The organism is Staphylococcus succinus (assembly GCF_029024945.1).
In the GTDB taxonomy this organism is placed as follows: domain Bacteria; phylum Bacillota; class Bacilli; order Staphylococcales; family Staphylococcaceae; genus Staphylococcus; species Staphylococcus succinus.
Genome location: NZ_CP118976.1, coordinates 1812160 through 1826642, shown reverse-complemented (window position 1 = coordinate 1826642; position 14483 = coordinate 1812160). Strand labels below are relative to the sequence as shown.

General features: G+C 32.6%; 10 protein-coding genes. 6 read left to right on the top strand and 4 right to left on the bottom strand.

Annotated features, from left to right (window positions below; translation table 11 throughout):
* Positions 1-54 precede the first annotated feature (54 nt).
* Complete coding sequence (gene typA, locus PYW31_RS08855; protein WP_046836119.1) at positions 55-1902, top strand: translational GTPase TypA; 1848 nt, start codon at positions 55-57, stop codon at positions 1900-1902.
* 334 nt (positions 1903-2236) lie between these two features.
* On the opposite strand, the gene PYW31_RS08850 is transcribed toward typA, so the two are convergent.
* Positions 2237-2410 (bottom strand): DUF2197 domain-containing protein, encoded by a 174-nt coding sequence (locus tag PYW31_RS08850; RefSeq protein WP_082104699.1) that lies wholly within the window; start codon positions 2408-2410, stop codon positions 2237-2239.
* 1 nt (position 2411) lies between these two features.
* Positions 2412-2894: a hypothetical protein gene (locus PYW31_RS08845; protein ID WP_046836120.1), complete on the bottom strand. Its 483-nt coding sequence runs from the start codon at positions 2892-2894 to the stop codon at positions 2412-2414.
* A 356-nt stretch (positions 2895-3250) separates the two neighbouring features.
* On the opposite strand from PYW31_RS08845, the gene PYW31_RS08840 reads away from it, so the two are divergent.
* The 3 genes from PYW31_RS08840 (at position 3251) to PYW31_RS08830 (ending at position 9011) form a co-directional block, all read left to right on the top strand.
* Positions 3251-3526 carry an Fpa/YlaN family protein gene (locus tag PYW31_RS08840; RefSeq protein ID WP_046836121.1) on the top strand — a complete coding sequence of 92 codons (276 nt, stop codon included), beginning with the start codon at positions 3251-3253 and terminating at the stop codon, positions 3524-3526.
* Between the two features lie 381 nt (positions 3527-3907).
* Positions 3908-5143, top strand: a complete 1236-nt coding sequence (gene ftsW / locus PYW31_RS08835) for a cell division peptidoglycan polymerase FtsW (RefSeq protein ID WP_046836122.1) — start codon at positions 3908-3910, stop codon at positions 5141-5143.
* A 412-nt stretch (positions 5144-5555) separates the two neighbouring features.
* Positions 5556-9011, top strand: a complete 3456-nt coding sequence (locus PYW31_RS08830; protein ID WP_046836123.1) for a pyruvate carboxylase — start codon at positions 5556-5558, stop codon at positions 9009-9011.
* 369 nt (positions 9012-9380) lie between these two features.
* On the opposite strand, the gene PYW31_RS08825 is transcribed toward PYW31_RS08830, so the two are convergent.
* Positions 9381-10289 carry a COX15/CtaA family protein gene (locus tag PYW31_RS08825; RefSeq protein WP_046836124.1) on the bottom strand — a complete coding sequence of 303 codons (909 nt, stop codon included), beginning with the start codon at positions 10287-10289 and terminating at the stop codon, positions 9381-9383.
* Positions 10290-10575: 286 nt separating this feature from the next.
* Here PYW31_RS08825 and cyoE point away from each other — a divergent pair, with 286 nt between their 5' ends.
* Together cyoE and PYW31_RS08815 are read left to right on the top strand one after the other, a co-directional pair.
* Positions 10576-11487 carry a heme o synthase gene (gene cyoE, locus PYW31_RS08820; protein ID WP_046836125.1) on the top strand — a complete coding sequence of 304 codons (912 nt, stop codon included), beginning with the start codon at positions 10576-10578 and terminating at the stop codon, positions 11485-11487.
* A gap of 24 nt (positions 11488-11511) precedes the next feature.
* On the top strand, positions 11512-11973 hold the full coding sequence (locus PYW31_RS08815) for a DUF420 domain-containing protein (RefSeq protein WP_046836126.1): 462 nt from the start codon (positions 11512-11514) through the stop codon (positions 11971-11973).
* Positions 11974-12127: 154 nt separating this feature from the next.
* Here the strand turns inward: PYW31_RS08815 and PYW31_RS08810 are convergent, their stop codons facing one another.
* The gene (locus PYW31_RS08810) at positions 12128-14386 is read right to left on the bottom strand and encodes an ATP-binding cassette domain-containing protein (RefSeq protein ID WP_046836127.1); all 2259 of its coding nucleotides are present in this window, start codon (positions 14384-14386) and stop codon (positions 12128-12130) included.
* Positions 14387-14483 lie beyond the last annotated feature (97 nt).

Genomic DNA, 14483 nt, shown 5'->3' with positions numbered 1-14483 from the left:
TAAAAAAGTTGCAAAGAGAAGTGGGAATTTACTCGAGAAAGGAATTTGTATAAAATGACTAAAATTAGAGAAGATGTTCGTAATATAGCAATCATCGCTCACGTTGACCATGGTAAAACGACACTTGTAGATGAATTATTAAAACAATCAGGAATTTTCCGTGAGAACGAGCACGTAGATGAAAGAGCAATGGATTCAAATGATATTGAGAGAGAACGTGGTATCACAATCCTTGCTAAAAACACAGCAGTTAATTATAAAGATAATCGAATTAATATTTTAGATACACCAGGACATGCTGACTTTGGCGGAGAAGTAGAACGTATCATGAAAATGGTTGACGGTGTTGTCTTAGTAGTTGATGCATATGAAGGTACAATGCCTCAAACACGTTTTGTATTGAAAAAAGCATTAGAGCAAAATTTAAAACCAGTAGTGGTAGTTAATAAAATTGATAAACCAGAAGCTAGACCAGAAGGTGTAGTTGACGAAGTCTTAGACTTATTTATCGAATTAGAAGCGAACGATGAGCAATTAGATTTCCCAGTAGTTTATGCTTCAGCTGTTAATGGTACAGCAAGTTTAGACGCAGAAAAACAAGACGAAAACATGCAGGCATTATATGAAACAATTATTGATTATGTCCCTGCTCCTATTGATAATAGAGATGAACCATTACAATTCCAAACTGCGTTACTAGATTATAGTGATTATTTAGGACGTATTGGTGTAGGACGTGTGTTCAGAGGAACAATGCGTGTAGGAGATAGTGTATCATTGATTAAATTAGACGGATCAGTTAAAAACTTCCGTGTAACAAAAATCTTTGGTTTCTTCGGTTTAAAACGTGAAGAAGTTAATGAAGCGTATGCTGGCGATTTAATTGCTGTATCTGGAATGGAAGATATCAACGTTGGTGAAACAGTAACACCTACTGATAATCAAGATGCTTTACCAGTATTAAGAATAGATGAACCAACATTAGAAATGACTTTCAGAGTAAATAATTCTCCTTTTGCTGGACGTGAAGGTGATTATGTAACTTCTCGTCAAATTCAAGAACGTTTAGATCAACAATTAGAGACGGATGTGTCATTAAAAGTTACGCAAACTGAATCACCAGATAAATGGATTGTTGCAGGTCGTGGTGAATTACACTTATCAATCTTAATTGAAAACATGAGACGTGAAGGTTTTGAATTACAAGTTTCTAAACCTCAAGTTATTTTAAGAGAAATTGATGGCGTTAAATGTGAACCATTTGAACGTGTACAATGTGAAGTGCCTCAAGAATATACAGGTTCAGTTATTGAATCATTGGGTCAACGTAAAGGTGAAATGGTCGATATGGTAACTACTGATAATGGCTTAACACGTATTATCTTTATGGTACCAGCACGTGGCTTAATCGGTTATACTACTGAATTCATGTCACAAACTCGCGGTTATGGTATTATCAACCATACATTTGAAGAGTTTAGACCTCGTGTTAAAGGACGTATTGGCGGTAGAAGAAATGGTGCTTTAGTATCATTAGATCAAGGTAAAGCAAGTTCATATGCAATTATGGGCTTAGAAGATCGTGGAATAAACTTCATGGAACCTGGTACAGAAGTTTATGAAGGTATGGTTGTTGGTGAACATAATCGTGAAAATGACTTAACAGTTAACGTCACAAAAGAAAAGAACCAAACAAACGTACGTTCTGCAAACAAAGACCAAACTGTAACTATGAAACGTCCTAGAGTATTAACTTTAGAAGAAGCGTTACAATTTATAAATGACGACGAACTTGTAGAAGCTACACCAGAAAATATTCGTATTAGAAAAACAATTTTAGAAAAATCAGCACGTGAGAAAGAATCAAAACGTGTTAAACAAATGATGCAAGAAGACGAATAATACAATTTGTATGATTTGAATAAAATTTATTTCAAGCTGTCGATGAGGTCTTAGACTTTGTCGACAGTTTTTTTGTACTTGCGACACTCTAACATCTGGTATTTTTCATCTTTTGTCTTACGATAGAAGTTAGTCTAAATGACTATCATGAAACATTGTGTTCATTTAAAAGATTATAGCAAGTGATCAAAGTTTAGATTTTCAAAATAAAAGACAAACCCAACGCTAAACAATAGCATTGGGTTTGTCTTTTATATTTTGAAACTGATTATCAGTATATCTATCTCTCGGACTAGATTTGGATGTTGCTATACTAATTATTATTGAGCTTACTTTAACGATGATTATATGTTGATATTTGATTGCGATGTTTAGGTGTATCGAGTCTACTTTTACATTCATCACACATAAAAGTATGCATTGGATCGTTTTTTAATCTTTTAGCTTCTAATGTATTTTCATCAATAAATACTTCGGTATCACATATAATACATTGCACTTTCCGCATCTTAAATCACCTCAATATGAGTAACGTACTTAAATTGATATGAATAACCTTCATCAGGAATATAGACAAAGCTATCAACGGCATTGTCATCATATAATCTCTTGCCATCTTTAGCAAATTGGAAAAATAAATATGGTAATAAATCAATAGGTACCTCAATTGATGCTTCATGATTAAATAAACGAATTGCAGATGCTGTATCTTGTAATTCCGCATTTTTGAAAAAGGGAGTCATATTAATGACAAAAGAATTTTCTAATACTGCACGTTTCTTATACTTAATTTCAGAATTTAGTGTTGGAGGATTTGTTTGACCTTCTAAAATAGCACGATTCCATTCGCGATTATCATCAAAAGCAATTGGTTTTGTGCCATCAAAAACACCATTCTCTAAGTCTTCAATTTGTACTTTGCGATCGTCAAAAATCCAAGTTGTACTATCTAAAGTAATTGGAAATTTAACAGCGCCCTTAATTTGAATCATAATCCCACTCCTATTTAAATATCTACAGATATTTATAGTACTTTATAATAAAAATTATCTCAGAAAAATAATGTTAAGCCAAATCATGAATTTTTGGTGACTTTTATAATTAAGATGGTAATTTATTTAATATTTACATCTAATTTAGTTAAAAATGACTTTGTATAAAAACGCTTTCTTATCAAGGCTGAGCAGTTTTTGAAATAAAGTACTAAATACTGTTGAGATAAAATTTGTTTAAATACAATTTTATCACATATGACAGTATTTAGTATATTTCTGAATTCTCTTGCTTTTTAGTATTCAGTGAGATACACTTTTATTTATAAAGTTACAATTGATAGGGGGAGTATGTCATGGTAAAGAATCAAAAGTTAAATAGTGCGGCATATGACCAGTTGAATAAAGATGCTGATAGGATTCTCCAACTTATTAAAGTGCAAATGGATAATCTTACATTACCTCAATGCCCATTATATGAAGAAGTACTCGATACTCAAATGTTTGGATTGCAGAAAGAAGTTGATTTTGCAGTTGAACTTGGTTTAGTAGACAGTGAAACGGGCAAAGGTTTAATGCTTCGTTTAGAAAAAGAACTTTCTAAACTGCATGATGCATTTACAAATGTTTAATTGGGTTAATAGTGCGTATTGTGGCTAGATCCATTAATAGCCCAAATTTTAAAAATATACAAAAGCTATTGTAGTATTTAAAAACTACATAAACATATGAGAAGTGACTGGGAAATCAATATTTTGTTGATTGGGCCGCAGTCACTTTTCTTGTTTTAAATATACTTTTAAGTGGTGAGTAATTAAAATATTAAACTTTGTGTTATATTTGCTCGAGATAATATTGTAATGTTGATATAATGGAAAAAGCGCAATTTATTATTTTTTAATACAGACTTAATGTCAAATGAATAACTTAAGCATTACTAAATATGTAGGTTTAAGCATCAAGATCTAGCAAATAGTAAAGATATTAATAATTAGAATTGGATGATATGTCAAATGAATAACATAAAGCAATTTTTTCGATACATTGGCAGAAATGCTAAATTTATCGACTATCCGTTAGTAATTACATATTTATTATTATGTCTCATCGGTTTGGTAATGGTTTATAGTGCAAGTATGGTTGCAGCCACAAAAGGTACATTGACAGGTGGTGTAGCTGTATCTGGAACTTACTTTTATACCAGACAGTTGATGTATGTAATTATGAGTTTATCTCTCGTCTTTTTTATGGCATTTTTCATGAATGTGAAATTTTTAGCATCAACACAATTTCAAAAATGGATGATGACTGGAATAATTGTGTTACTAGGAGCTACATTAGTGGTAGGTAGTAACATTAATGGTTCAAAAAGTTGGATTAATTTAGGATTCATGAATTTACAAGCATCTGAATTATTGAAAATCGCAATATTATTGTATATTCCATATATGATAGAAAAGAAACGACCTAAGGTATTTAAAGAACCGAAATTATTAATGTCTCCAATTATTTTAGCTTCATTTTGTATAGGGCTCGTAATTTTACAAAGAGATATTGGACAAACGTTGCTAATATTAATCATTTTCTTTTCAATTCTATTTTATGCAGGGATAGGCGTACAAAAATCACTTAGATATGGTTTGATGATTATTATAGGTGTAGCACTTATTGGAGGCCTATTCTTACTATTAGGATTAGTCCCAGACTATTTAACAGCACGTTTTAGTACGTTAACAAATCCGTTTAGTCAAGAATCAGGTACAGGTTATCATATTTCTAATTCGCTTATTGCAATTGGAAATGGAGGTCTGTTTGGTCGAGGATTAGGTAATAGTATTATGAAATTGGGTTATTTACCAGAACCGCATACAGATTTCATTTTTTCAATTATTTGTGAGGAATTAGGCTTATTAGGTGGTCTTTTTGTTATTTGTTTATTATTTTTTATCGTTTACAGAGCTTTCGAACTTGCGAACAAAACGAATTCTTACTTCTATAAATTAGTATGTGTAGGCATAGCAAGTTATATAGGCAGTCAGACATTTGTAAACTTAGGCGGTATTTCTGGTACCATCCCATTAACAGGGGTGCCTTTACCATTCATTAGTTTCGGTGGCTCTTCAATGATAAGTTTAAGTATTGCAATGGGCTTGTTGCTCATTACAGCTAAACAAATTAAAATAGAAGAATTAAAAAAGAAAAAAACACGTAAAAGTCAAAATCATGTGGATATAGCTAAAAAGTATTAAATGTATTAGTGTCTATGAATGATGTTTTAAAATAGAATATTAACCATACATTAAAAGCAAACGTTACAACAGATTATTGTTGAAAACGTTTGCTTATTTTTATTTTATTATATCAGAATTTTGAAATACTTAGTATTTTTTAGAAAACCAATAATAAAAACTTATCATAAACAATAACTTTTTATTATGATATGATTATGATACAATTACTTTGGAACACGCTAATGGTAAGGAATTAGGAGTTTAATTTGATGTATTGTAGCTATGTATGCTTCCTTAATTAATAAACTGTTTATACATTGCACAGAGATTTGCTCTTATATTTTTTACTGTATACATTGTTCGTATTTTGATATAATGATTTTCATAACTAACTTTTTAGAAAATTCAAAAATTTAAGGGGGACCATGGTGTGAATAAAATAAATAAACTATTGGTAGCCAATCGTGGGGAAATAGCAATAAGGATTTTTAGGGCTGCAACGGAGTTGAATATTAATACAGTTGCGATATATTCAAATGAAGATAAGGGGTCTTTACATAGATATAAAGCTGATGAATCATACTTAGTAGGAAAAGACTTAGGACCGGCAGAGTCTTATTTAAATATAGAACGTATTCTAGATGTAGCAAAACGCGCAGGCGTAGATGCGATACATCCTGGTTATGGATTTTTAAGTGAAAATGAAACATTTGCACGTAGATGTAGCGAAGAAGGTATTAAATTTATTGGTCCACGTGTTGAACATTTAGATATGTTTGGAGATAAAGTTAAGGCACGAGCAACAGCAATTAAAGCAGACTTGACTGTTATTCCAGGCACGGATGGTCCAATTGATAGTCAAGAAGCGGCAATTGCATTTGCCAATGAAGCAGGATATCCACTGATGATTAAAGCTACAAGTGGGGGTGGCGGTAAAGGTATGCGTATCGTTCACTCAGAAGGTGAATTAGAAGAGGCATTCCATCGTGCTAAGTCTGAAGCTGAGAAATCCTTTGGTAATAGTGAAGTATACATTGAAAAATATATCGATAATCCAAAGCATATCGAAGTACAGGTGATTGGAGACGAACACGGAAATATTGTTCATTTATATGAAAGAGACTGTTCTGTACAACGTCGTCATCAAAAAGTAGTTGAAGTTGCACCATCAGTGGCACTTACTGATGATTTAAGAGAAAGAATATGTGATTCAGCAATTCAACTAATGGAAAAGATTGAGTATGTAAATGCTGGTACTGTTGAATTTTTAGTATCTGGAGATGACTATTATTTCATTGAAGTTAATCCACGTGTTCAAGTAGAACATACTATAACTGAAATGATAACAGGCGTAGATATTGTTAAAACACAAATCCTTGTAGCGGATGGAGAAAATCTTTTTGATAAAGAAATTTCAATGCCTCAGCAACAAGATATTCAAACTTTAGGTTACGCAATTCAGTGCCGTATTACGACTGAAGATCCTACAAATGATTTCATGCCAGATTCTGGAAGAATTATAGCATACCGTTCAAGTGGTGGTTTTGGTGTGAGATTAGATGCTGGAGATGGTTTCCAAGGCGCCGAGATTTCACCATATTATGATTCATTACTTGTTAAACTTTCCACACATGGCATGTCATTTAAACAAGCAGAAGAAAAAATGGATCGTTCATTACAAGAGATGAGAATTCGTGGTGTGAAAACAAATGTGCCATTCTTAATTAATGTGATAAGACATCCTCAATTTAAAACTGGGGACTATACAACGAAATTTATTGAGAAGACACCAGAACTATTTGATATTCAACCGACTTTAGACCGTGGTACTAAAACATTAGAATATATTGGTAACGTTTCAATTAATGGTTTTCCAAACGTTGAGAAACGTCCAAAACCAATATATGAGACTTCACCAATACCAGTAGTACCAAAAAAGGAAATAGCTAATCTTCAAGGAACGAAACAATTATTAGATGAAAAAGGACCTCAAGCAGTCGCAACATGGTTAAAACAACAGGAAGATGTACTAATCACGGATACAACATTTAGAGATGCACATCAATCTTTACTAGCTACACGTGTACGTACAAAAGACATGATGAATATTGCTTCTAAAACAGCTGAAGTGATGCAAGATAACTTTTCTTTAGAATTATGGGGTGGAGCTACATTTGATGTTGCTTACAATTTCTTGAAAGAAAACCCTTGGGAAAGATTAGAAAGACTTAGAAAAGAAATTCCAAATGTTTTATTCCAAATGTTATTACGTGCTTCTAATGCAGTAGGTTATAAGAATTATCCTGATAATGTAATTAAAAAGTTTGTGCAAGAAAGTGCTGAGGCTGGTATCGATGTTTTCCGTATTTTCGACTCATTAAACTGGGTAGATCAAATGAAAGTTGCAAATGAGGCAGTACAAGAAGCAGGGAAGATTTCAGAAGGTACAATTTGTTACACAGGTGATATCTTAAATCCTAAACGTTCAGATATTTACACATTAGAATATTATATAAATATGGCCAAAACGCTTGAAAAAGAAGGGTTCCATATTTTAGCGATTAAAGATATGGCAGGTTTATTAAAACCTAAAGCAGCCTATGAATTAATTGGAGAATTAAAAGCAGCTGTAGATTTACCAATACATTTGCACACGCATGATACAAGTGGAAATGGATTAATGATATATAAAGAGGCGATAGATGCAGGTGTCGATGTCATTGATACTGCAGTAGCTTCAATGAGTGGATTAACAAGTCAACCTAGTGGAAATGCATTATATTATGCATTAAATGGGTTTGATAGAAATATGCGCGCTGATATTGATGGCATGGAAGAATTATCTCATTATTGGGGAATTGTACGTCAGTATTATAGTGATTTTGAAAGTGATATTAAGTCACCTAATACGGAAATATATAAACATGAAATGCCTGGTGGTCAGTATTCAAACTTAAGACAACAAGCTAAGAGCTTAGAACTGGGTAATCGATTTAATGAAGTGAAAGATATGTATAGACGTGTGAATTTCTTGTTTGGTGATTTAGTCAAAGTTACGCCATCATCTAAAATAGTAGGAGACATGGCACTGTACATGGTTCAAAATGAACTAGACGAACAAGCAGTTATTGATGAGGGACATAAATTGGATTTCCCAGAATCAGTGGTTTCCTTCTTTAAAGGCGACATTGGTCAACCTGTCAGTGGTTTCAATAAAGATCTCCAAAAAGTTATTTTAAAAGGTCAGACTGCGCTTACAGACAGACCTGGTGAATATTTAGAGCCGGTAGATTTTGAGGCAGTTAGAAAAGAGTTAGAAGAAAAGCAACAACGTGAAGTGACTGAACAAGATGTTATTAGTTACGTACTTTATCCAAAGGTTTATGAACAGTTTATTGCGACACAAGAACAATTTGGTAATGTTTCACTCTTAGATACACCAACGTTCTTCTTTGGAATGCGTTCAAATGAAACAGTTGAAATTGAAATAGATACAGGAAAACGACTGATTATTACGTTAAAAACAATAACAGAACCAGATGAAAAAGGTATGCGTACTATTTTCTATGATATGAATGGTCAGGCGAGACGTATCTATATTCAAGATGAAAATGTTAAAGCAAACGCAAGTGTTAAACCGAAAGCAGATAAATTAAATCCGAATCATATAGGGGCTCAAATGCCAGGTTCTGTTACAGAAGTGCAAATTTCTGAGGGTGAATCTGTCACAAGTGGTCAGGCTTTATTAATAACTGAAGCAATGAAAATGGAGACAACAATCCAAGCACCTTTTGATGGAACAGTGACTAAACTTACAGTTAAAAGCGGTGATGCAATTGAAACAGGTGATTTGTTGATAGAAATAGAAAAAGAACCTGTTGATTAATTAACGATTATCTATGCAATAAGTTGATACAAGCTTTTGTATTTGGATTCATAAATAAGAGGTAGCTACTACTCATAAAAGTGGCTATCTCTTATTTTTATTGGTTATCTAATGAATACTTGTATAGATAAAAATTTATCAAAAGGCGTTTAATATAGTTGATATTATATATACACTATGTTGCTATTTAAGTTAATCGTATGATTGAGAGATTAAAGTGTCATATGTCTTGAGCAAAAGATGAAGTTGAAAATTGTAAATTTTCAATCAAAAAAGTACAGCTCTGTTAAAAAACAGAGCTGTACTTTTTACTACAAATAGTTAGATTTTAGTCGTTTTTAATGATCATTGGATTGTTACTTAATGCGTTTATCCACCGCTCCTTATCGTTCGTAACATCAATACAATAAAGTAAGCAATTAAGCCAAATAATAATGTGATGAACAAAGCATGTAAAAGTGCGATAATTAAATTCACTTCAGTAATAATAGATAAAGCACCAGTCGTTACTTGTAATATGACTAGAATAAACGCAGCAGTGTAACCATATCGAATCGTACGGTTATGTTGATAATGATTAACTGCATGAATAAACGTAAGTAATATCCAAGTGAACGCTATAAATGCCATACATCTATGTGTGAAATTAATCCAATCTGCAACATTATGTGGCATTAAATCATTGAATGGTAAAGGCCATTGACCATAGGCTAAGCTGGCTCCTTTATGTCGAACTAAAGCGCCTGTATAAATAGTTAAATAAACTATGATTGCCATAATCCAAGTATAAATTCTTAACGGCTTTCTAATAAATAATTCGTCTGCTTCGTATTTACGATCAACTTCAAAAATAATTAATGTTAGTACAAAGACTGAAGAGAATGAGACAAGAGATATACCGAAATGTAATGCTAAAACGTAAGCATTTTGTTGCCACATTACAGCAGCAGCACCTATGAGTGCTTGAAGGAGTAAGAATCCCACACTAATGATACATAAAGGTTTTACTTCTTTAATATAGCTAATATGTTTCCATGCCACAATAACCAACCATAAGACAATAATAAGAGATAAGCCAGATACTGCACGGTGACTTAATTCGATAATTGTTTGAATGGGAAGGTTTTGAGGTAAAAGAGCGCCATGACATAGCGGCCAGTCAGAACCACATCCGTCGGCTGAACCTGTCTTTGTAACTAAAGCGCCTCCTAATTGAACCCAAGTCATAATTAGTGCTGCTGTCACCGATAACCATTTTAGGTTTCCTTTGTTAAACAATAATTCACACCCCACTTATAAATAAAACTATTGGGACTTTAAATAATACTCCAGTTGTAGCGAGTTAAGCCTTAATATTTGTAATGTTTAATTCCCAAAAGACATACTTGTTTAACATTAAATAAATCTTAACTATAATTATAACAATAAATGATGATTTATTTGTGTCATAAAAATGACGATTTATCGATGTCGTTAAAGTGTCACAAATTAGTTTATATAAATGTAGTAAATAACACAAATTTCATATATCATTGTGTTATATGGAAAAAATAGGAGGGGAATTATGAACAAAGAACAAACTTTGTCGCATAATACAAGTCGGGTAACTTTTAAAGAGTTACAGCAAATTATCAAAATGGGACTTGTGCAAGGGAATTTAATTCCCGCATTTGCTGGTTCTTGGCTTGCAGTTGTGTTGGCTAATCATTCCTTTCTCTCGTCAATACCACAAATCTTAATGATGTTGGTGGGCTCTACGTTAATTATGGGGGGCGCATGTGCTTTAAATAATTACTATGATCAAGATATTGACAGTATCATGCCAAGTAAACAACAGAGACCAACAGTTAATGAAAGAATTTCAAACAGAAATCTTTTAATTTTAAGTTTTGGAATGATGCTAATAGGAGAAGGTTTACTATTTGCATTAAACATACCATCTGGCGTTATTGGTTTAATAGGTATTGTAGGTTATGTATCATTTTATTCTATCTGGTCTAAACGTCATACAGTATGGAATACAGTGATTGGTAGTTTTCCTGGAGCAGTGCCACCGTTAATTGGTTGGACTGCAATTGAAGGAAATATTAGCTTGGTTGCAGTAGCACTATTTTTAGTAGTCTTTTGTTGGCAACCCATTCATTTCTACGCATTAGCAATTAAGCGTGAAGATGAATATTCGTTGGCTAATATACCAATGTTACCATCGGTTAAAGGTTTTAACCGTACGAGAGTGAGCATGTTTATATGGCTTGTGTTATTGTTACCACTACCATTTTTACTTAGTGACTTAGGTATCACATTTATTGTGTTAGCTTCATTATTAAATTTAGGTTGGATATACATGGGCTTAACAAGCTTTAAAAAAGAGTCAGATCAAATTAAATGGGCAACAAAAATGTTTATATATTCACTAAATTATTTAGTTGTATTTTTCGTGCTCGTTGTTGTCGTATCTCTAATCCAAATGTTCTAATAATTAATAATAAGGATGGAATTTATGAATTTACCAATTTTACCTACTATCAGTACAAGCTTTATTGTTATTAGTGCAATCCTTGTTGCAATAGGTTGGCGCAAAATTTGGAAACGTGAAATTGAAAGTCATAAAAAAGTAATGTTATGGGCAGCTGGTTTTGCACTTTCATTCTTTATCATTTATGCTTCAAGAACCGTTTTTGTTGGTAATACTGCTTTTGGTGGTCCAGATTCAATCAAGCTTTATTATACGATATTCTTAGTGTTCCACATTAATTTAGCAACAATCGGTGGAATTTTAGGGCTAGTACAAATTATTACAGCCTTTAAAGATAAGTTTAAAGTGCATAGATTCGTTGGACCTATAGCATCTATTATTTGGTTCTTTACTGCGATTACGGGTTTAGCTGTATATTTATTATTATATGTGTTTTACCCAGGTGGAGAAACAACGTCTTTAATTAAAGCGACATTAGGATTATAAATAATATTAAACAAAGCGTAAGTTTTTTGCGAAATAATAGGCATATAAGAATAACATTTAAAAAGGTAAGCAATCCTAATGATTGCTTACCTTTTTAAATTGCTAAAAGAAAATTAAAAATGAGTTCATTGTATGTTGGTTAGGATAATTTCTATTAATATGATAGATAATTTTTTAAATGCTTAGCAGTTACAGACGCATCAATTTCTATTAAACCTTGAGGATAACCTTGATAAAGTAGTTTACCACCTTGTTCTCCAGCATAAGGGCCTATATCTATAATCCAGTCTGCATATGTCATCATTGTTAAATTATGTTCTATAATAATGACAGTATTCTTTTCTTTTATAAGTCTATCAAAACATTCTAATAAAATTGGAATGTCCTCCTCGTGTAGACCTGTAGTCGGCTCATCAAATACAAACGTATAATGCTGAACGGTGTTTGTAAGATATTTACTTAATTTAACGCGTTGGATTTCTCCTCCTGATAATGTATCAAGTGATTGTCCTAAAGTCATATAATTTAATCCTGTTGATGTAAGTGCATTTAAAGGCTCAGAAATCGTGGGTGTTGATTGGAAAATTTCTATAGCTTCATCCACTGTAAGTGCAAGGATATCTGCAATGGAATAACCGTTCACAGTGGCGTTTAAGACTTCAGGTTTATATCGTTTACCATGACAAACATCACAGGTTTGAGTAAAGTCAGGCATAAAAGCTAATTCAGTTTTTAAAATGCCTTTACCATGACATTCTGGACAAGCTCCTTCAGAGTTGTAACTAAACATCGATTTTTTTAACCCTGTTTTCTTACTAAAATAATATCTCATCTCATCAAATATATCTAGATAAGTCAATAAATTCGAACGATTTGAAGCGTGTACTGGTTTTTGGTTGATAAAGATTGTATTTGTTTGATGTTCTAATCCGGCACGTATAAGAGAGCTCTTACCAGACCCTGCTACACCAGTTACTACTGTAATGGCTTGTTGAGGTATGTTGACTGACACATTTTTTAAATTATTACGAGATATTTGTGTTAATTGGATAAATTTTTCTGCTTGTCGTGGATGTGCTTTAAGATTGTGTAGCCGTCTTAAAGCTGTTCCTGTACTGGTAGCCGATTGAACTAATGATTGATAACTACCAGTAAATGTAATCTCACCGCCATGTTTACCAGCTAATGGGCCTAAATCTATAATATAATCGGCGATACGTATGACATCTGGGTCATGTTCAACAACGAGAACGGTATTGCCTTTGTTTTTTAAAGATAAAATAATCTCATTAATCCGTTGAATATCATCTGGATGTAAGCCGATACTTGGTTCGTCTATAATATATACTAAATCCGTAAGTGGACTATTTAAGTGGCGTATGAGTTTAATCCGTTGTGATTCACCACCAGAAAGAGAAGTAGTCTCTCTGGATAAAGTTAAATAATTGAGTCCTATGTAACTCAAGGATTCTAATTGTTGTTGTAGTGGTTTGATGATAACTTTTGCTTTATCAGAAGTAATGTTTTTAATAAATTTGATTGCATCATCAATTGATAAATTTGTGAAATCTGCTATATCATAGTTATTGATTTTACACTTTAACACATTAGGATGTAATCTTTTGCCATTACACTTTGGGCATTGACTTGAAGTTACAATGCGGTCAATAGCGTCTTTAAATTTATGTTTTTCAAAGTTATCATTGAGTAAAAAAGACCGTCTAAAACGATGTATGAGTCCTTCAAATTTTGCAGTTTTCGGCCAATTATAGGGTGGATTTTTTAACTTTGTTGGTTCTGTATAAAGTAATGTATCAAGTTCTGTTTTGCTATAATCTTTGAGTTTTTTATCATTATCAAATAAGCCTGAGTATAAGTAACGTTTACCTCGCCAACTATCAGGTCTGAATGAAGGGAAACGAATAGCATCTTCATTTAACGACTTGTCAAAGTCTAGTAATTCATTTAAATCAATATCTTCGACATAACCCAGGCCAGAACAAGTTTCACACATACCTTTAGGATTGTTGAAAGAAAAAATATCTGAATAGCCTACAAAGGGCTCCCCAATGCGAGACCATAATAGTCTTACTGAAGCATAGATATCAGATATAGTACCGACTGTGGAACGAGAATTACCACCTAATCTTTTTTGATTAATAATCATTGCAACAGGTAAATTTTCGATTAAATCTACTGTTGGCTTTGAATATTGAGTAAGTTGATGTTGTATATAGGTGGAATATGTTTCGTTTAAAAGTCGTTCAGATTCCGCAGCTATAGTACTAAAGACCAATGAAGATTTACCAGACCCAGAGCGACCAGTAAAGACAGTTATTTGGTGTTTGGGTATATCAACAGAAATATTTTTTAAATTATTTTGTTTTGCTCCGTGGATGCGGATAGTTTCCATAAAAATTCACCTCTTAATTTTATGTATACCCGAAAGGTATTATGAATCACGTCTGCTTTGTAACATCTCAATTTATATAGTAATTTATAGCTTAATA